At 28.8% G+C, this 20,567-nt stretch carries 21 protein-coding genes and 1 tRNA gene; 14 read left to right on the top strand and 8 right to left on the bottom strand.

Annotated features, from left to right (window positions below):
* Positions 1-16: 16 nt before the first annotated feature.
* The 5 genes from Q0J90_RS10850 to Q0J90_RS10830 form a co-directional block, all read right to left on the bottom strand.
* Positions 17-706 (bottom strand): M48 family metallopeptidase, encoded by a 690-nt coding sequence (locus Q0J90_RS10850; protein WP_297277914.1) that lies wholly within the window; start codon positions 704-706, stop codon positions 17-19.
* Between the two features lie 77 nt (positions 707-783).
* Positions 784-1,911, bottom strand: a complete 1,128-nt coding sequence (locus Q0J90_RS10845; RefSeq protein ID WP_297277913.1) for a sodium ion-translocating decarboxylase subunit beta — start codon at positions 1,909-1,911, stop codon at positions 784-786.
* A gap of 9 nt (positions 1,912-1,920) precedes the next feature.
* Positions 1,921-2,328, bottom strand: a complete 408-nt coding sequence (locus Q0J90_RS10840; RefSeq protein WP_297277912.1) for a biotin/lipoyl-containing protein — start codon at positions 2,326-2,328, stop codon at positions 1,921-1,923.
* Between the two features lie 17 nt (positions 2,329-2,345).
* On the bottom strand, positions 2,346-2,666 hold the full coding sequence (locus tag Q0J90_RS10835) for an OadG family protein (protein WP_297277911.1): 321 nt from the start codon (positions 2,664-2,666) through the stop codon (positions 2,346-2,348).
* Between the two features lie 19 nt (positions 2,667-2,685).
* Positions 2,686-4,230 carry an acyl-CoA carboxylase subunit beta gene (locus Q0J90_RS10830; protein ID WP_297277910.1) on the bottom strand — a complete coding sequence of 515 codons (1,545 nt, stop codon included), beginning with the start codon at positions 4,228-4,230 and terminating at the stop codon, positions 2,686-2,688.
* A gap of 304 nt (positions 4,231-4,534) precedes the next feature.
* Between Q0J90_RS10830 and Q0J90_RS10825 the strand changes: the two genes are divergently transcribed.
* The 7 genes from Q0J90_RS10825 (at position 4,535) to Q0J90_RS10795 (ending at position 10,323) form a co-directional block, all read left to right on the top strand.
* The gene (locus Q0J90_RS10825; RefSeq protein ID WP_297277909.1) at positions 4,535-5,179 is read left to right on the top strand and encodes a hypothetical protein; all 645 of its coding nucleotides are present in this window, start codon (positions 4,535-4,537) and stop codon (positions 5,177-5,179) included.
* 140 nt (positions 5,180-5,319) lie between these two features.
* A complete protein-coding gene (locus Q0J90_RS10820; RefSeq protein WP_297277908.1) occupies positions 5,320-5,448 on the top strand; it encodes a hypothetical protein in 129 nt (42 codons plus the stop codon).
* 104 nt (positions 5,449-5,552) lie between these two features.
* Entirely contained in the window at positions 5,553-6,734 is a 1,182-nt protein-coding gene (locus tag Q0J90_RS10815; protein ID WP_297277907.1) for a M20 family metallopeptidase, read from the top strand.
* Positions 6,735-6,765: 31 nt separating this feature from the next.
* Positions 6,766-7,647 carry a 4-hydroxy-tetrahydrodipicolinate synthase gene (gene dapA, locus Q0J90_RS10810; RefSeq protein WP_297277906.1) on the top strand — a complete coding sequence of 294 codons (882 nt, stop codon included), beginning with the start codon at positions 6,766-6,768 and terminating at the stop codon, positions 7,645-7,647.
* A 34-nt stretch (positions 7,648-7,681) separates the two neighbouring features.
* Entirely contained in the window at positions 7,682-8,377 is a 696-nt protein-coding gene (gene dapB / locus Q0J90_RS10805) for a 4-hydroxy-tetrahydrodipicolinate reductase (RefSeq protein ID WP_297277905.1), read from the top strand.
* A 24-nt stretch (positions 8,378-8,401) separates the two neighbouring features.
* Positions 8,402-9,106, top strand: coding sequence for a 2,3,4,5-tetrahydropyridine-2,6-dicarboxylate N-acetyltransferase (gene dapD, locus Q0J90_RS10800; RefSeq protein WP_297277904.1), 705 nt, complete (start codon positions 8,402-8,404; stop codon positions 9,104-9,106).
* Positions 9,107-9,189: 83 nt separating this feature from the next.
* Positions 9,190-10,323, top strand: a complete 1,134-nt coding sequence (locus Q0J90_RS10795; RefSeq protein ID WP_297277903.1) for a pyridoxal phosphate-dependent aminotransferase — start codon at positions 9,190-9,192, stop codon at positions 10,321-10,323.
* A gap of 49 nt (positions 10,324-10,372) precedes the next feature.
* Here Q0J90_RS10795 and Q0J90_RS10790 read toward each other — a convergent pair whose 3' ends face one another.
* The gene (locus Q0J90_RS10790) at positions 10,373-12,142 is read right to left on the bottom strand and encodes an SWIM zinc finger family protein (RefSeq protein ID WP_297277902.1); all 1,770 of its coding nucleotides are present in this window, start codon (positions 12,140-12,142) and stop codon (positions 10,373-10,375) included.
* A 151-nt stretch (positions 12,143-12,293) separates the two neighbouring features.
* Between Q0J90_RS10790 and Q0J90_RS10785 the strand changes: the two genes are divergently transcribed.
* Positions 12,294-13,742, top strand: a complete 1,449-nt coding sequence (locus Q0J90_RS10785; protein ID WP_297277901.1) for a nucleoside-diphosphate sugar epimerase/dehydratase — start codon at positions 12,294-12,296, stop codon at positions 13,740-13,742.
* A gap of 61 nt (positions 13,743-13,803) precedes the next feature.
* Here the strand turns inward: Q0J90_RS10785 and Q0J90_RS10780 are convergent, their stop codons facing one another.
* Positions 13,804-14,919, bottom strand: coding sequence for a DegT/DnrJ/EryC1/StrS aminotransferase family protein (locus Q0J90_RS10780; RefSeq protein WP_297277900.1), 1,116 nt, complete (start codon positions 14,917-14,919; stop codon positions 13,804-13,806).
* 229 nt (positions 14,920-15,148) lie between these two features.
* Between Q0J90_RS10780 and Q0J90_RS10775 the strand changes: the two genes are divergently transcribed.
* The 6 genes from Q0J90_RS10775 to clpX all read left to right on the top strand — a co-directional run bounded on the left by Q0J90_RS10775 (position 15,149) and on the right by clpX (position 20,002).
* Complete coding sequence (locus Q0J90_RS10775; RefSeq protein WP_297277899.1) at positions 15,149-15,574, top strand: ATP-binding protein; 426 nt, start codon at positions 15,149-15,151, stop codon at positions 15,572-15,574.
* 108 nt (positions 15,575-15,682) lie between these two features.
* A complete protein-coding gene (locus Q0J90_RS10770; RefSeq protein ID WP_297277898.1) occupies positions 15,683-16,489 on the top strand; it encodes a Cof-type HAD-IIB family hydrolase in 807 nt (268 codons plus the stop codon).
* A 47-nt stretch (positions 16,490-16,536) separates the two neighbouring features.
* Positions 16,537-16,609: transfer RNA gene (locus tag Q0J90_RS10765), tRNA-Gly, on the top strand.
* A 68-nt stretch (positions 16,610-16,677) separates the two neighbouring features.
* Positions 16,678-17,988 (top strand): trigger factor, encoded by a 1,311-nt coding sequence (locus Q0J90_RS10760; protein WP_297277897.1) that lies wholly within the window; start codon positions 16,678-16,680, stop codon positions 17,986-17,988.
* Positions 17,989-18,031: 43 nt separating this feature from the next.
* A complete protein-coding gene (gene clpP, locus Q0J90_RS10755) occupies positions 18,032-18,616 on the top strand; it encodes an ATP-dependent Clp endopeptidase proteolytic subunit ClpP (protein WP_051436838.1) in 585 nt (194 codons plus the stop codon).
* A 147-nt stretch (positions 18,617-18,763) separates the two neighbouring features.
* The gene (gene clpX, locus Q0J90_RS10750) at positions 18,764-20,002 is read left to right on the top strand and encodes an ATP-dependent Clp protease ATP-binding subunit ClpX (RefSeq protein WP_297277896.1); all 1,239 of its coding nucleotides are present in this window, start codon (positions 18,764-18,766) and stop codon (positions 20,000-20,002) included.
* Positions 20,003-20,044: 42 nt separating this feature from the next.
* Here clpX and Q0J90_RS10745 read toward each other — a convergent pair whose 3' ends face one another.
* The gene (locus Q0J90_RS10745; RefSeq protein WP_297277895.1) at positions 20,045-20,563 is read right to left on the bottom strand and encodes a YcxB family protein; all 519 of its coding nucleotides are present in this window, start codon (positions 20,561-20,563) and stop codon (positions 20,045-20,047) included.
* Positions 20,564-20,567: the final 4 nt, after the last annotated feature.

The following is a 20,567-nucleotide window of genomic DNA, read 5'->3' as shown; positions in this document are numbered from 1 at the left end:
ATTAAATAAAAATTCATTATAAGTCATTAAAAAACGTATCCAATATCTTTTTATGCTTCTTCCATTCAGGCATATAAAGACTTACAACATCATAAAACTTCCTACTATGATTTGCCTCCACAAGATGCGCCAACTCATGAATAACTATATATTCTATTGCTTGTATTGGATATTTCATAAGCTCAAGATTAAAAGTAATATGTTTTTTCCTAATATCGCATGAACCCCACTTGCTTTTTAGTTTTTTTACACTAAATGTATCAATTTCCAATCCCATAATAGAGCTGTATTTTTTTATTAATGAATCAAATAATTTCAATGACTCTTTTTTGTACCAATTATCAAGAAGTATCTGCTTTATTCTTGCATCATTATTTTCATCATCTTTTATATCAGCATACATATACATAATTCTGCCTGCAATAATTATATTTTCTTTTTGGCATTTTAATACTTTTAATATATAGCTTTTACCAAGATAAAATATTTCATTACCGCTTTTTAATTCTTTTCTGTTTGTATCATAAATATTTTTCTTTTTAATTTCTTCTTTTTTATCTTCTATCCACTCTTTCCTTTTTTCTAAAAGTTCGTATATATATTTTTTAGTAACTCTTCTAGGTGCTGTTACATATATGTTTAAATCTGGTTTTACCCTTATGTATATATTTTTTATTTTTTTATATTTTATTATTATTTCGCTCATATACTAATTTACCGTTAAAATATTAAAGCCCTATATAAGGGCTCTAACATTTGTATGTATATTATAAAATTGTCAAATTAGTGGAAAAATGTCAAAAGTATACCCATTGTAATAGCTCCGGATATAATACCAGATATATTTACAGCCATAGCATGAAGAAGAAGACAGTTAGAAGAACTATTTTCTTGTCCGTAAATATGTGCTCCCCAAGCAGGTACAGGGAAAGCACTCAAGCTGGCAGAACCTATTATAGGATTAACCTTTCCGCCTGAAATTATATTAATAAGCTTAGCAGTTATAACACCTATAGTTGTACTTAAAACTAATGAAAATAAACCGAAAGCAAATATTAAAACTGTATCAAGCGTCATAAAATATTCGGCTGAAGCAGAAGAACCTATTGCTATTCCTATAAGCATTGTAAGTATTCCAGTAATAGATTTCTGCAATGTAACAGAAAAGTTTTTTATTATATCAGATTCTCTTAAAATACTTCCAAATAAAAGTGCAGCTATTAAAGGAAATGAATTAGCTAAAAATATACCGCAAAGTCCCATAGCAATAACAGCAAATATTATTTTCTCTCCTCTTGATACATATCTTAAATACTCCATAGATATTTTTCTTTCTTTTGAAGTAGTTAAAACTTTAGTAAGACCGGATTGAAGAATAGGAAGAAGCTCCATATAAAGATATGCCGACATAACAATAGCAGCAAAGTATTTAGGCTCTGTAATCAAAGAAGACATATACATAGCCAAAGTTCCGTCTGCAGCTCCTATAATAGAAGTAGCCGCAGATAATCCTTCACTTATATTTAGAGAACTCATAATAAAAAATATCAAAAATATTCCAATCTGTGAACTGGCACCTATAAAGAAATTTTTAGGATCGGCAAGCACAAGCCCTAAATCTATCATAGTACCCACAGCAAAAAATACTAAAACAGGATAAACTCCGCTGTCTGCCCCGCTGTGTATTAAACCTAAAAATCCAGCTACAACATCTTCAGTCATCTTAGGAAGAGGCATATTAGCAGCTAATATTGCAACCCCCATAGGAAGAAGAAGTAAAGGTTTTCTTTTATAATAAATGGACATATATATAAGATATGCCCCCAAAAGTATCATAATAATTTGGGCAAAAGACGGCGGATAAAAACCTGTAAGTAAATTGTTAAAATCCAAACCTAAAGCATTATTCATATATACCCCTTAGCTAATCTGTAATATAACCTGACCTTCAACAACAGAAGAACCCTTTTCTACATGTATAGATTTAACAACTCCGGAAGCAGGTGCTGTAACTTCATTCTCCATTTTCATAGCTTCTAATATTGCTACAACCTGACCCTCAGAAACTTTATCTCCTACTGCTACGCTGAATGACACTATAGTACCAGGCATTGTAGCTTTTACTGATACAGCATTTTCATCTATAGGTGCAGAAGGAGTTTGAACTGCTGCAGGTGCTGGTGTTTTCACTGCTGGTGCTGATGCTTGAACTGCTGGTGCGGCAGACTGAACTGTCGGAGCAGGCTGCTGTACTTTTTCACTTTTTACCTCTTCTACTAATACATCATAAATTTTTCCATTAACTGTTATTTTATATTGTTTATTCATAATTTCTCCCAAATATTTTATTTAAGTTTATTTACTCTATCTGCCATACCCCATATAGGAGTTTTATATTCTTGTATAGATTTAATTATAAATTTATTATTAGACATGCCTGTATAAGATGATATTGCAGCAGTAATTACAGCAACAAGCTCAGTATCATCAATCAAGTCCTCTTCTTTAGTTTTACTCTCTTCTACTACTTTGCTTATTTCTTCTTCTTTTTTAGTATTTCTAGCCTTAAAAATAATAGCTAAAATCACAGATAATATATAGAAAACCAAAGCGGTAATCAAAACAGACATTATGCCGAATATGGCAATAGCCGCATTATGTTCCATTCTTACAACTCCTTCAAACTTATAGAGGTATATTGCCGTGCTTTCTAGGCATTCTTGTTTCTCTTTTGCTTGCTAAAAGATGTAATGCATTTATAAGATAGCTTCTAGTATATTCCGGCTCTATTACATCATCAACATAACCTCTTACAGCAGCTCTGTAAGGATTAGCAAATTCTTTTTTGTATTCTTCTATTTTTTCAGCTCTTACCTTTTTAGGGTCTTCAGCTTTATCTATATCTTTTTTGAATATTATATTAGCAGCTCCGTCAGGTCCCATAACAGCAATTTCAGCAGAAGGCCATGCATAAACCATATCAGCACCTAAATGCTTTGAACACATAGCTATGTAAGCTCCGCCGTAAGACTTTCTTATAATAAGAGTAATTTTTGGTGCAGTAGCTTCTGAATAAGCATATAAAAGTTTAGCACCATGTCTTATAACTCCATTATGCTCCTGTCCTACTCCAGGCAAATATCCTGCAGTATCAACTAATGTAACCAATGGAATATTAAAGCTGTCGCAGAAACGTATAAATCTTGCTGCTTTATCTGCCGCATTTATATCAAGTACGCCTGCCATAGAATTAGGCTGATTTGCTATTATACCAACTGATTTACCATCAAGACGTGCAAAACATATAACTATATTAGTAGCAAATAAAGGCTGAAGCTCAAAAAACTCGCCATTATCAACTACTCTTTTAATGATCTCTTTAACATCATAAGGCTTATTAGGACTATCCGGAAGTATATTTGATAACTCTTCATCATTTCTGTTAGGATCATCATTAGTCTTCACTAAAGGAACATCCTCTAAATTATTCTGAGGTATATAAGAAAGTAATTTTTTTACACCTTCCAAAGTAGATATTTCATCAGGAAACATCAAAGAAGCAACACCAGAAGTTTTACTGTGAACAAAAGCTCCTCCAAGCTCCTCGGCAGAAACCTGTTCTCCTGTTACTGCTTTTACAACCTGAGGACCAGTAATAAACATATTAGCAGTTTTGTCAGTCATAAGTATGAAGTCCATCAAAGCAGGTGAATAAACAGCACCTCCTGCACAAGGGCCCATTATTACACATATTTGAGGTACAACTCCTGAAGCCTGAACATTTCTATAGAATATATCTCCGTATCCTCTTAATGAATCAATACCTTCCTGTATTCTAGCTCCGCCTGAATCATTAATACCTATACAAGGGCATCCTAATTTTATAGCCATGTCCTGAACTTTACAAATTTTAGCGGCATGCATTTGTCCTAATGAACCGCCTATAACAGTAAAGTCCTGAGCATATACGCATACTTGTCTTCCGTTTATTTTTCCATATCCAGTAACAACACCCTCACCTGCTATTTTATTCTTCTCCATTCCAAAATCACTGCATCTATGCTCTATAAAAGCATCAATCTCACAAAAAGTATTTTCATCTAAAAGATGCAAAATACGCTCTCTAGCAGTTAATTTTCCTTTTGCATGGCGTTCTTCTATTTTGTCTTTTCCGCCAGCCTCCTCTATTTTCTCTTTTCTTTTTCTAAGTTCATTGATTTTTTCTTGCATATTTCTTTAAGTCCTTATTAGATTTTTTATCTAACTATTAGATTATAAACAAAAATTTTAATGCCTAGTTAAAGAACATATAATTATTTTTTATTTATTGCAATCGTATTTTATAACTTTTGTACCTTTTAACAAATTAGTCGAATGTTTAATTTATAAAAAATATTATATCATACATATATTAATAATATAAAAAAAGAGAATTATATATTGTTTTTTACTATTGATTTTTTATATTTATATATAGATAATTAACATATATAAATAATAATTATTATAATTTTTATTTTTTAAGGAGAAAACAATGAAAAAGCTAATAATAATATCTTTTATGTTGGCTATAACTATAAGCGGAAATTTAATGGCTAAAACAGGAGCTAGTTTAGGTTTAATGATTCCTCTTGGAGCAAGCTTCAGCAGTTTCAGCGGAAATGATGCTTCTGCTATAAAGTCTGACAGGGCATTTGAATTTGGAATACATTTTCAGCCGGCATATTATTTCGGATTTAGATATTTATCATTCGGATTAGGTTTAGATTTAGGATATAATAGAGATGTCTTTGCCTTCAAATCATCATTGGATCAAAACTCTAGAGGAGGAGTAACTTTTGACAGCTTAATGATAGGTGTATTGCCTAAAATAGACATTACATTCATATCTATAGGCGTGGGTGCCGGAATAAAAATACCTTTAGCAGCAAGTACATATTTCAAAGAAAGTGACGGAGGATATAATGCAGAAGGATATAATCTAAAAAAATTAAAAAATAATTTTAAAAATCCTTATATACCTTATGTAAAAGCAACTTTAGACTTCTTACTTCCTTTAAATTTTGTTATTGGTATGTATGTTTCTTACGATATCCCATTAATAGAATACAAAGATCCTAATAACAATATAAAAATGTCAGCATTTGATATAGGCGGACAAATTGGATTAAGATTCTAATATTTTTTAATATAAGTTTTAAGGAATGCATTTTTAAAAAATGCATTCCTTTTTTTTAAAAAATAATATTCTTTTTATTGACTTTTACGATATTATTGTATATAATAATACTATCAATAATCTAAAATAAGGAGTTTGGAATGTATATTTCGGCAATACTCAATGCAACCCAAAGTGCTGCATGCACATCCAATAATTCAAACATTTATTTTCAGCTTTCTAAATTCTATAAATCTTTCAAACGTAACTTATCTAAATCTAAGAAGTAATTCTTTAAAATAAAACCAATTTCCAAATTAAAAATAATATTAATAATACATAACTTTTATATTAAATAGGATATAACTGTTTTTAAAACAAGGCATATAATATAATGAATAATAATTTTATAATATCAGATTATGTACTCTTGTCCATGAAAGAGTTTTTAATAGATTTAAGAAGAGATTTGCATATGCATCCTGAGTTAGGCTTTGAAGAGTTTAGAACTATGGAAAAAATATCATCTATACTTAAATCATTTAATGTAAGCCATAAAACACAAATAGCAAAAACCGGAATAGTAGCTGATATTGAAGGAGAAGATAAAAATTTCACCATAGCTTTTAGGGCTGATATGGATGCTTTGCCTATGGAAGATAAAAAAAATTGTTCTTACGCCTCTCAAAATAAAGGAAAATGCCATTCATGCGGACATGATGTTCATACAACTATATTAACAGGTATAGCAAAATATTTTTCTGAAATAAAGCCTCCATGCAATATAAGATTAATATATCAGCCTGCTGAAGAGACAACAGGCGGTGCTTTGCCTATGATAGAAGAAGGAGCATTAGATAATGTTAATGTTATTTACGGACTTCATGTGAGACCAGAAATAAATGTAGGACAGATTAGCTTTACTTACGGAGCAATGTATGCTAGTTCTAATATGTTTGAAGTACATGTACATGGCAAATCTGCTCATGGAGCTAAATCATATTATGGTATAGACTCTATAATTGTTGCTTCTCATATTATAACTCAGCTTCATAGTTTTGTTTCTGCATTTACTGACGGAAGTATGAGACTTCATATAGGAACAATCAATGGAGGTACAGCAAATAACATAGTAGCTGATAATGTAAAAATGGAAGGCATTATTAGAATGCTTTGCGATGATGAAACAAGAGAATTCAGATTAAATATGATAAAAAATATCATTATTAATACCGCAAAAAATTTCGGTGCTGAATGCGAGTTTATAGATATACCGTCTTATCCGGCATTAATTAATAATGATAATGCTGTTAATATTATTATAGAATCCGGAAATATGTTTTTAGGAAAGGAAAACTGTATAAAAGAAAATGCCAACATGACTACAGAAGATTTTAGTTATTATCTTCAAAGAGTTAAAGGTTCTTTTTTCAGTTTAGGGGTTTCTAATGATAGAATAAAAGCACCTATTCATAATGCTTTATTCGATATTGATGAAGATGCTATAAACATAGGTGTAAAGATGCAGGTTTTGAATGTTTATAATACTTATAAAAATAAAGAGTTGTTTTTATAATTGTAATAATATATAATTAAAGGAGATTAATATGTCATTATTTGAGGGAGCTGGTGTAGCTTTAATAACACCATTTACTAACGATTATAGGGTTAATTACGAAAAATTAGAGGAACTTATAGAGTTTCAAATAGCAAATAAAGCTGATGCTATAGTTGCTGCAGGTACAACCGGAGAAAGTGCTACACTTAGTGCAGAAGAGAGAATGGAAGTTATCAAATTCTGCATAGAGAGAACTAAAAAAAGAACTTTGGTTATCGCAGGCACTGGAACCAATAACACAAGTTTAGCTGTAGAGTTCAGTAAAAAATCTTATGAATATGGTGCCGATGTTGTAATGGCTGTAACCCCATATTATAATAAAGGAAATGAAAGCGGATTAATTGATTATTTTACTCAAATAGCAAACAGCGTAAAATGTCCTGTTATAATGTATAATGTACCTTCAAGAACTGGAGTAAAATTATCTTTAAATGTTATTAAAACATTAGCAGCTATTTCTAATATTAAAGGCATAAAAGAAGCCAGCGGCGATATTAGTTATGTAGCTGATATTGCTAATATTGCTCCTAATTTGGATATATATTCCGGAAATGATGATATGGTAACACCTATACTTTCTTTAGGAGGAAAAGGAGTTATATCTGTTACAAGCAACATTATACCAAAAGAAAATCATGATATGGTTATGAATTATCTTAATGGAAATACTGCAGAAGCTGTTAAAGCACAAATTAAATATATAGATTTAGTTAGAGCCATGTTTATAGAAGTTAATCCTGTACCTGTAAAAGAGGCTATGAATATTATGGGATTTGATGTAGGACCTTGCCGTTCTCCTTTGGGACCTTTAAGCGATAAAAGCAGAGAACATGTAAGAGAAATAATAAACAGATATGGTATAAAAAAATAATTTTTATAATATAAATAAAGATTTGGAGTTAGAAATGAAAGTAATAATACATGGAACTGGAGTTATGAGCTCTATGTTAAAAGAAGTCATTGAAAAAGAAGGCGAATTAGAAATCAGCGGTTTTGCCGACGATTTAACCAATGAGAAAGGCGATGTTATTATAGATTTTTCTCATTTTTCAAGAATTCCTTCTATGTTAGATTATGGAGTAAAAAATAATATACCTATGGTTATTTGTACTACAGGATATGATGAAAGCATATTATCTAAAATTCTTGAAGCATCAGCTCGCGTGCCTATAGTATTATCTTCTAATACATGCATAGGTATAAATTTGATGAATGAGATAGTAGCTAGAATTGCTCCTAAATTAAGTGATTTTAATATTGAAATCATAGAAACACATCATAATAGAAAAGTTGACTCTCCAAGCGGTACGGCTAAAACACTTTTCAATGTAATTAATGATGCTTTGGATAATAAAATGCTTGCTGTTAATGGAAGAAGCGGACTTCATGCTAGAGATAAAAAAGAAATTGGTATACATTCTATAAGAGGCGGTTCTGTAGTCGGAGAACATAGTGTTATATTCTATGGAGATGATGAAATAATAGAGATAAAGCATACATCAACTTCAAGAAGAATTTTTGCAAAAGGTTCTATTAAAGCTGCACAATTTATCATAGGTAAAAAACCTGGTCTTTACAGAATGAGAGAAGTATTAGCATAATTTATTTTGAGGAGAATAATTTAAATGGACATGTTAGAAAAATCGGAAGATATAATTGCGTATATAAAAAATTCTAAAAAGAAAACACCTGTTAAAATATATATAAAAGGAAATATTGATAATATAAAAACTACAGCAAAAGTATTTTCTTCTGGTAATTTCCACTTTATAGTAGGAGATTATGAAGAAATAAAAACTATTTTGGATGAGCATAAGGACAGCATAGAAGATTATTATTTAGAAAATGATAGAAGAAATTCAGGCGTGCCTACTTTAAATTATTTTAATGTAAATGCTAGAATAGAGCCTGGTGCTATAATTAGAGATAAAGTAAAAATTGGTGATAATGCCGTTATAATGATGGGAGCTATAATCAATATAGGAGCAGAAGTTGGAGAAGGAACCATGATAGATATGGGAGCTGTTTTGGGAGGACGTGCTATTGTTGGAAAAAACTGCCATGTCGGTGCAGGTACAGTTATTGCCGGAGTAATTGAACCTCCTTCTGCTAAACCTGTAATCATAGAAGATAATGTTGTTATAGGGGCAAATGCTGTAATTATAGAAGGCGTGCATGTTGGTAAAAATGCCGTTATTGGTGCCGGTGCTGTTGTTATAGAGGATGTATTAGATAATCAAGTTGTTGTTGGAAATCCTGCTAAAGTAATAAAAGAAAAAGATGATAAAACTTCCGACAAAACTAAATTAGTTGATGATTTAAGAAAATAATTAAAAGCCTCTATATATTCCATATATAGAGGCTTTTCTAATTTGACAATATATTAAAAAATAAATTAAATGGAGAATCTATCATGGAGCTTAATAAAAATATAGTTACTGTACCTTATTCTATAATAAGGGAATTTACTGAAAAAGCTCAAAAAAAAGGAAATGCTATAATGCTTACTATAGGAGAGCCTGATTTGCAGCCTCCTAAAGAATTTATTGATTATGCTTATGAATATGCTAAAACTCATGCATTAGGTTATACTCAGGCAGGCGGTTCTAATGAATTAAGAGAACTTGTAGCAAAACATTATAATAAATATTATGGTTCTGATGTTAATGCTAATAATATTTTAATGCATATAGGCTCTATGGAAGGAATTTCATCAATATTCAGAACTATATTAAATATTGATGATGAGGTTATACTTCCTACTCCATACTTTTCGCCTTATGAATGGGCTATAAAATTAGCTTATGGTAAAATTGTTTATTTGGATACAAGCGAAGATAAATTTGTATTAAAACCGGAAACTATAGAAAAAGTTGTTACAAATAAAACAAAAGCAATACTTTTCAGCAATCCAGGAAACCCATCCGGATATATGCTTAAAAAAGAAGAAATGGATGAGCTTGTTAAATACTTTGAAAAAAAAGATATATTTATTATAGCCGATGAAATATATTCTGCTATATCATTTTATCCTTTTACATCATTTACATCTTATCCTTCTATAAAAGATAAAGTTATAGCTTTCAATGGTTTTTCCAAATCGCATTCTATGACTGGATGGAGAATAGGATACAGCATATCTCCAGAATATGTTAGAAAATGCTTTATTAATGCAAGTTTTAATAATGTAGGAAGCATGGTTGCTCTTTCATGTGCTATTGCTGAGTATGCTTTAAAAAATTATCCTTTTATTGAAAGTTTTAGAGATACTTATAAAGAACGTGCTATGATTATGTCTAAGGGATTATCAGATTTAGGTTTTGATGTAATAGAGCCTAGAGGAGCATTTTATCTATTTGTAGGATACAGTAAATTCTCTAAAGAAAATTCTATTGATTTTTGTATGAAGCTTTTAGAGGAAACTTCAGTTGCTGTAGTACCTGGAATTGCTTTCGGAAGCGAGAATTATTTTAGAATAGCTTTAACTCAGGATATACCTTTATTAAAAGAAGCTGTAGAGAGAATAAAGAAATTCGTAAATAAATAATATATATTAATATGTTTAGTGTATGAATAATATTTATATGCTAAACATATTAATCTTCAAAAAATATATTTATAATAGCATTAGCATTTATTATGCTTATAGGTCTAATATAATATTTTGTTTTTTCTAATAATATAAATCTTTCTTTATCAATATCAGAGTTTTTATAATTCATTATATATTTAATACCATTTGAATGAATAGAATTATATTTAATACTTAAAGTTAATCTCTCTTCTCCGTCATTATTTACTATATCAAAATAAAGTATCTGCTGTATTTTATCAAAGTCTGCATTCTCTATAGCTTGAAACTTAGCTATTATAACTTTTACTCTATTTGATCTATTAAAATAATCATACTCAAAACCCATATTAAATATATCATCATAATTTTCAGCAAATAATTCTTCATTATTTTTAGATACTCTTATTTCTTCTAATAATTTAGAATCTACTCTATCATTTAATATTACAGAACTATACTTGCTCGATGATATTCTCTCTTCACTGTTAATTTTATAACTTACAAATTTTAACTTATATTTTGAAACCTCTTCTATAGATAAGTTATTTTCAAAATGCATTTTCTTTCTGTAATTGCTTCTTACATCATCATAAGAAATTTTTGAATCATCATAAAATGTAGGTATCATATACGAAAAGAAAGAAACATTTTTAGAATTCAAATTATATAAATATGCACTTACCCCCAAATATCCTGTAGAAGTAATCCAAGGATATGCACCAAGTCCTAAAAAATCACCGTTTCTTCTATCTACATATTTGCTTCTAATTTCACCTGTTAATAATTTTACAGTTCTATTATCATTTTCTTTTTTTGATTTTTCTATTAAATTTATTGTATTATACAGTCTTGATAAAGTGGCAAAGCAAAACAATTTATTAAAAGAAGCTCTTTTATTAAGCATAGAATCAATACCGTCTGCAATACTTCTAAACATCTTTGAAAGCTCAGGCATTATTTTCATTTGAAGTTTAATACTAAGCTGTTCTGCTGTATCAAAATCTTTCTCACTGCATGAATATAAACCTTTTTCAAATATGCTTTCAGTAAAATTTTTTGAGAATTTTAAAATATTTTCATCTATTTCTTTATCCTCTTCTTTGATTTCTTCTAAAGCACCATACATTTCCTTATATTTAAGTATTGCAATTATTTTATGAGAACATAAAGAAGAATCCCGGCATGAACATATAGAATTTTTTATGCTGTCTTTTTTAGGAAAATAAATACTTATATCATCTTCCGGTATATATATCTCAAGCATTACATCTTCTTTTATATTAACTTCTACATCATCATAAAATCTATCCAATGCATATTCAAAATTCTTTTTTGTACTTAATTTTTTTATATTATCAAAACTAATATTTTTTAACTCATCAAATGAATTATTTTCTTCTGCTGTTGTTTCATTTTCTTTATTTGAATTATCATTAAAACTATTTTCTATTTCTTCTTTTTTTTCATTGTCATTTACAGTATTGGTATTATCCATATATTTTATATAAAGAAGAGCCATTATTATATGTTTGCAAACATCTTTTGAAGGGCATGTACATTTGCTTAATTTTATATTTTCATCATTTAAAACAACCTCTATTTTTTCTCCTGACATATCAAATATAACTTTTATTTTATTATCAATCTCTTCAATACTTATTTGATTTGTATTATTATTATTTATTATAGCATCTATATCCTTTACAGATCTGTTATATATGCCTTTGCTTGTTAAAGTAAGAAGGAAATTTTCATTTATATATTGTTTTAAATTATTTATTTTTTCAGTCATTAAAATATTCCATTTGCCTATTAATGAAAAAATGATATACTAAAACATATATATTGTCAAAATTATGCTATTAAAAATTCTTGTATAATAAATAAAAAAACTATATACTATTACTCAATATTTAAATATATATCTTGGGAATTAAAAATAAATGAATAAAAAAAATATAGTTATAATCGGGGCTGGTAATGCTGGAGAAACCCTTGCTTCTGAAATATTAACTTCTGATGAAAATAATGAATATAATGTGCTTTGCTTTTTGGATGATGATGAAAATAAAAAAGAGTTAAAATTAGAAAATCATTCTATAGAAGTAAAAGGCAAAATCAAAGATATAGAAAAAATAATAAAAGAATATAAAAATAATGATGTAGATATAGAAGAGATAATAATCGCTATACCTACGCTTAAGCAAAAAGAACTTCTTGAAATATTAGATATAATATATCCTACAGGAATAAAATATAAAATACTTCCATGCTTCTTTGAAATAATAAAAGGAAATGCATCTATAAAAGATATTAGAAATGTAGAGCCTTCAGATTTGCTTGGAAGAGAAGAGATTGGATTTGATGAGAAAGAAATATCCAACTATTATAAAGACAAAACTATACTTGTTACAGGAGGAGGCGGTTCTATAGGAAGCGAACTTGTAAGACAATTAATTACACTTCCTGTTAAAAAAGTTATGGCATTAGATAATTCAGAAAGTGCCATTCACTCGCTTATAATGTCTTTAAATGATTCTAAAAATGAAAAAAATAAACATAAATTTAAATATATAATTTCTAATGTAAGAGATTATGTAAAGGTTGATAAAATACTAAAAGAAGAAAATCCTGATATAATTTTCCATGCGGCAGCTCATAAGCATTTGCCTTTTATGGAGGCTTATCCGGAAGAGGCAATTAAAAATAATATTCTAGCTACAGAAAATGTTGCAACTTTGGCAATTAAAAATAATATTAAAAATTTTGTATTTATATCAACAGATAAAGCTGTACGCCCTACTTCACTAATGGGAGCAAGTAAAAGAATATGCGAAAGAATGATAATGTCTTTATCGCATGAACAAAATATTACATCATTTAAAATAACAAGATTCGGCAATGTACTAGGAAGCAGCGGAAGTGTTATACCTGTATTTGAAAAACAGATCAGAGAAGGCAAAGCATTAACTGTTACGCATCCTGAAATGGTAAGATTCTTTATGTCCATAAGAGAGGCAGCAAGACTTGTTATAAAAGCATGCACTTTAAATGACGGTATAATATTCACTTTAGATATGGGAAAGCCGGTTAAAATTTTAGACTTAGCAAAGAATATGCTTAAAATGTACGGACTTACAGAAAAAGATATTCCTATAATTTTTACAGGCATAAGAGAGGGAGAAAAACTTTATGAAGAGATTTTAATGGATGATGAAACATTAATACCTTCTCAGTATAAAAAATTATTCATAGCTAAAGACCCCGTAAAATGCTTAACTCCTGAAGAAAGAAAAATTATGATTGATGCTTTTGATATTGCTTCGCTTGATGCTGATAAAGAAACAATCAAAATGCTTATGAGAAAATATATAGAAGAGTATACAGGATAATTTATCTTTAATAATTAAGCAGAAAGCATATAAAAATACATGCCTTCTGCATATTTTTATATTAAGATAATACTTTTTTTACTGCCTCTATAACCATATCCTGTTCTTCTCTTAAAATGTCATTATCTATAGGCAAAGCTATATTGTGTTTTGAAGCATATTCTGACACAGGCATGTCGCCTTCTTTATAGCCTAATTTTTTTACAAGTATAGGAGCTAAATGTATAGGATGAGGATAATAAAGTGCTGTAGGAACGCCTAATTCATTTAATTTATTTCTTATCTCATCTCTATTATCTTTAACTTGTATAACATACTGAGCATGTACGCTTTGAGTGTATGAAGCTACTTCAGGAACTTTTACAACATCTTTTAATTTTTCATTATAATATTCTGCAGCTTGTCTTCTATGATTCATATCATCATCGAAACCTTTAAATTTTTCTAATAAAATACCAGCATGTAAATTATCTAATCTTCCAGTAGTACCCAATTTAACATGTATCATGCCGCCTTCATCGCCATGATGACGAAGCTGTTTTAAATTTTTATATAACTCTTCATTATTAGTAAATACCATTCCTCCATCGCCGAAACATCCCAAAGGCTTAGCTGGAAAAAATGAAGTAACAGCAATATCTCCTAATTTTCCGGAGCATGATTTTATATTTTTATAACTTGCCCCAAAAGACTGGCATGCATCTTCTATAACAAATATATTATTTTTTTTAGCTATGTCTAGTATAACATCATAATTTGCACATTGTCCGAACAAATTAACAGGTATAATAGCAGCAGTATTTTTATTTATAAGAGATTCCAGCTTTTTTATATCCATATTGAAATATTCATCTATATCGCATACTCTCACTTTCATACCTAAAAATGCCGGAGCTTCAGCAGTAGAGAAGAAAGTCATTGCTGGAACTATAACTTCTTTATCAGAATGATCCTCTCCCGCATTGAATCCTAATGCCAAAAGAGAAAGCACCAAACCAACATGTCCTGATGATACTCCTACAGCATATTTAGCACCTGTATAGTTTGATAATTCTTTTTCTAATTCATCCAATTCCTGACCAAATATAAATTGACTTCTTTCTATAATAGAAAATATTTTTTTATCTATTGCCTCTTTTCTTTTCTCATATCCTCTATAAAGGTTCATATATTTCATAAAATATCCTTAAAAAATAATTATGTTTAATTGTATTCATATTATTAATTATTGTCAATATTATTTTGATAAATATTACAACATAAGTAGTTAATGTTTTACAAAAGAACAAAAAAGAATATTATAAATATAAAAAAACTTGACAATGAGTCTTATTTTACTATACTATATAGTAATAGAATAACTGAATATAGTAATATAATAGAATTGAGATGAAATAATAGTGAATATGTGCGTAAAAGATTTAACAAAAGAAATGACTTTATCCATGAAAATACCTAGTGATAAATCTTATATACCAAAGCTTTCTAATGAGTTTTTAATGTTTTTAAGGAATAATGGAATAAAAGAATGCGATGCCTTTCAAATAGCTTTTGAAGAGGCTTTAACTAATGCTATAGTTCATGGAAACGGAAATGATTTAAATAAAAAAGTTAATATAGAATTTAATATAATTAATGATTATGTTGAAGTTATTATAGAAGATGAAGGAAACGGATTCGATTATATAATGGCTATGATAGGATTAACTGAATCTCAGGAAAACATATATAAAGACAGCGGAAGAGGTATTTTTTTAATATCGCTTTATTCTGATGATTTCTATTTTGAAAATAACGGCAGCAAAATAGTTATGATTAAATACATTAAATAAAGTATATTTTAAACTTTATTACTTTATCAATATAATTACCCTTTTAATAGTTTAATTTTATTTTGAAATTCACTTGTTTTTGAGTTTTTTTATGCTAATATATTATTTATGGATAATATAAGAAATATAAAACTTGTTGCAACTGATTTAGACGGCACTTTATTAAACGATTATAGCGAAATAAGTGATTACAATAAAAAAGTTTTACAAAATTTAATGAATAGAGGAATAGAAGTAATACTTTCTACAGGAAGACCTCTTAATGGGATGATACGCTATAAAAATATTTTAAATAATAATAATCATTCTATAGTATTCAATGGTGCTGTAGTTGCTGATAATGACGGTAATTTTATTTATAATAAGCCTATAGATAAAGACACAGCAATGAATATAATAGATATTTATAATAAATATAAAAGCAAAGACATATACTTACATGTTTACAGCGGAAATAAATATATAGTATCTGAAGAAGATTTTTATTTTAGAAGATATGCACAAAAAGAAAATATCTCTGATACTTTGATAGGATTAAACAATATAGAAAATTTTGAATTCAGCAAAATGCTTTTTATAGGAGACAGAGATATACTTGAAAAGATACAAAAAGATATAAATAATAATATTAATGCTGATACATCATTTTCACATACAAATTTTTTGGAAATACTTGCTAACGGAATAAATAAAGGAAGTGCCTTAAAGTGGTTATGCGATAAAAAAGGCATAAAAAGAGATGAGATAATAGCTTTTGGAGATAATTATAATGATATAAAAATGATTGAATTTGCCGGAATCGGTGTTGCTGTTTCAAATGCAGAAGATGAATTAAAAAACAAAGCAGATTATATATGCTTAAGCAACGATAAAAACGGTGTCGGAAAATTTTTAGAGGATTTTTTATTAATTTAAGTATTGACATTTTTGTTTCATTATGTTATATTATTTGACATGTCTATGCGGGAATAACTCAGTTGGTAGAGTTTCTGCTTGCCATGCAGACTGTCGCGGGTTCGAGTCCCGTTTCCCGCTCATATTAAATCCCCAATAGATTTCTCTGTTGGGGTATTTTTTTATTATTTTTTAAAGGTTTTTTAAATATGGATATTAAAGATTTAAATTTCGAAACTTCAACAGATGAAAAAGATTTAGTTACACTCAAACTAACAATTTCAAAAGATGCTTACAAAAAAGAACTAGAAAAACAAATTGAATATTATAAACCTAGAGTTAATGTTAAAGGCTTTAGAGTAGGACATGCTCCTAATAATATTATACTTTCAAGATACAGAGAAGCTTTAGAAGGTGCTACTAATGAAGTTTTAATAGATGATGCTTGGAATACTTATCATGATGAAAAAAATGTTAAGGCTTTAGGTACTCCTAAATTGCTTAATTTAGAAAATAAAGAGGACGGACTTCATCTTACTTATGAATATTATCCTATACCTGAATTTAATTTGCCTGATTTGGCTTCTATAAATGTAGAAAAAAATAAATACACAGTTGATGACAGCGTTGTTGAAGCAGCTTATAAACTTTCTCTTCATAGATTTTCTCATTTTGAAGAAAGCGAATTAAAATCAGAAATAGGAGACAGAGTTAACGTAAAAATAGAATTTGATGACGATATGAATAAAAAATATGATAAAGAACTTACTGTAGTTGCAAGCAATGATGAAAATGAAAGCATATTTGCTAAAAATTCTATAGGCGTTAAAAAAGATGATAAAAAACTTCTTAAAACTTATGTTGATGGAAGAGAAGCTACTTTAATAATGAATATAGTAAAAGTAGAAAAACCAGATATGAAAGATGATTCCAAAGAAGAAGACAGACAAAAAGTTAAAGAATCTTTAAAAGAACATTTAATAAAGAGAGCTGAAGACAGAGCTAACAGCGAACTTATAAATGATACATTATTTAACAAATTAATAGAATTAGTTAATATGACTCTTCCTAAAGGTTATTATGAAGAGCAATTAGAAATATCATTAAATGAATTTGAAAGATCTATGTCAAGCAGAGGAATGAGTAAAACTGATTTCTTAATTTCTGTTGCTAAAACAGATGAAGACATAAAAAAAGAGTATGAAGAAAATGTTAGAAAACAAATAACTTTTGATATGATTATGGCTAAATTGGCTGAAACATATAAAGATTCTATTACAGTAAATGAAGAAAAAGCAAAAGAATATGCTAATAGAATGTATCAGTATCAAAGCTATATGGGACTTTCTAAACTTCCTAAAGAAGAACAGCAGAACATTATAAACTACATAATGAGAGATGCACAAAACAGAGCTACTTCTGAAGCTATTTTAGATTATGTTAAAGAACATGTAAATGTTGCTGAAAAAGATACTGGTAAATTCAAACCGGAAGAAAGCGATATTTGGGGCGGATATTAATTTATAAAATAAGAGGTTAATATAAAAGATGGAGAGAAATTACATGACTATACCTTATGTTATAGAGCAAACAAGCAGAGGTGAACGTTCTTATGATATATATTCTAGACTTTTAAAAGATAGAATTATATTTCTAGGCGGAGAAATAAATGATGATGTTGCTAATGTAGTTATAGCACAGCTTTTATTTCTAGAATCAGCTGATCCTGAAAAAGATATATCATTATATATAAATAGTCCTGGAGGAGTTGTTACTGCTGCTTTAGGTATGTATGATACTATGCAGTATGTTAAGCCTGATGTTGCTACTTTATGTGTAGGACAGGCTGCTTCTGCCGGTGCATTGCTTTTGGCAGGAGGTGCTAAAGGTAAAAGATTTGCTACTGCAAATTCAAGAATAATGATACACCAGCCATCCGGCGGTTCCAGAGGTATGGTTACTGACATGGAAATACAATTAAGAGAAACTATACGTTTAAAAAGCATCCTTAATAATATTATGGCTAATCATACAGGACAGGATATTAAAAAACTTGAAGCTGATATGGACAGAGATTACTTTATGAGTGCTGAAGAGGCAAAAGATTACGGTATAATAGATAAAGTTTTCTCAAGCAGAGAATCATAATATAAAATTGAATATTAATTAATAAGGGGCTTATTAAAGCCCCTTATTTTTTTATAAATATAACTTTTTATTTTTTTTTATTATTGAAATACTTTTATTTTGATATAAAATATATAAACTTAATTATAGTTTTTTATATGGAGAAATATGTCTAAAAAAAATAGCGATAAAAAAGAAGTTTGTTCTTTATGCGGAAGAGAATTAAAAGAATTAAACAGATATATAGAAGGAAATGAAGGATATTTATGCTCAGATTGTTCTGCAATAGCTAATGATTATTTTAATATGCATTCGCAAAACAAAATGAAGTCTAAATCAAAGGAACATGAAATAACTGTACTTCCTCCTAAAAAAATAAAGGCATTGCTTGATGAATATGTTATAGGACAGGATTATGCCAAAAAAGTTTTATCTGTTTCTGTTTATAATCATTATAAAAGAATAACTCAAAATACAGAAGATAAAAATGAAGTTGAAATAGAAAAATCAAATGTGCTTTTAATAGGTCCTACTGGAAGCGGTAAAACATTATTAGCACGCACTTTAGCTAAGGCATTAAATGTTCCTTTTGCTATTGCTGATGCCACTACTGTAACAGAAGCTGGTTATGTTGGAGATGATGTTGAGAATATACTTCTTAGACTAATACAGAATGCTGATGGTGATATTAAACTTGCTGAAAAAGGTATTATATATATCGATGAAATAGATAAAATTTCACGCAAAAGTGAATCACGCTCTATAACAAGAGACGTATCTGGAGAAGGAGTACAGCAGGCATTATTAAAAATAGTAGAAGGTACTATTGCAACAGTTCCTCCTCATGGCGGAAGAAAACATCCGCATCAGGATAATTTGCATATAGATACATCTAATATTCTATTTATATGCGGCGGTGCTTTCATTGATATAGAAAAATCTATTGCTGAAAGAACTTCTAAAAAGGGATTAGGTTTTGCTGCTGAAGTTAATTCTATGGATAATCTTAATTATGATGAAATAATGAAAAATATTTCTACTGAGGATTTAGTTAAATATGGACTTATACCTGAACTTATAGGAAGACTTCCTGTAATAGCTACTTTAGAGGAGCTTAAAGAAGAAGAGCTTTTAAAAATATTAAAAGAACCTAAGAATGCTTTAACTAAACAGTATCAGAAATTATTTTCTTATGATAATATAGAATTAAAAATTGATGATGAAGCATTAAAATCAATAGTGAAAAAAACTATGGAAGAGCATACAGGGGCAAGAGGTTTGAGAGCTTTGTTTGAACGTGTTATGCTTGATGCTATGTATGATATGCCTTCAGATGATAAAGAGAAAAAAGTATTTGAATTAAACAAAGATTATGTTTGCTCAAAACTTTCAATAACAGAAGAATAAAATATAAAAAAGAGCAGGATAACCTGCTCTTTTTTTATGTTATTAATTTTTATAAGACAATAAGAAATCTACATCTTCCCCTGTTAAATAATGCTTTGGAACAATAATCGCTGACATATCATCAACATAAAGAAAAACTGACTTATCGCTATTTTCTATATTTTTTATATCTTCTTTATTGAAAGAACTTGTTCCTCTATCCTCATGAAATACTACTCTATCATCATAAACTTCAAGCTCTTTATCTCCTAAAACTTTATCCAATTTACCTGACCTTACATACTCTTTTACTTTCTTAACGATTTTTTTTTCAAGACGTTTTCTATATGTAAATATTTGTAATATTGAAAATGCGGATACTAAAACAGCTATTATCAATATTAAAAAAGCATTGCTTCTAAAATAAATTGCCATTGCTGCAAAAATAACAACATAAAGGGATATTAATATTATAATAGTTCTTTTTACAGATTTAGTCATTTTCGAGTTCATTTTTAAATAATAAAGCTGAAAATCTATAAAGTCATCTTCTGACAATTTATACTTATACTCTCTTTTCATTTAT

The sequence above is a fragment of the uncultured Brachyspira sp. genome (genome assembly GCF_944390595.1).
Classification (GTDB): Bacteria; Spirochaetota; Brachyspiria; order Brachyspirales; family Brachyspiraceae; genus Brachyspira.
This window is presented reverse-complemented; position numbering and strand designations above follow the sequence as displayed.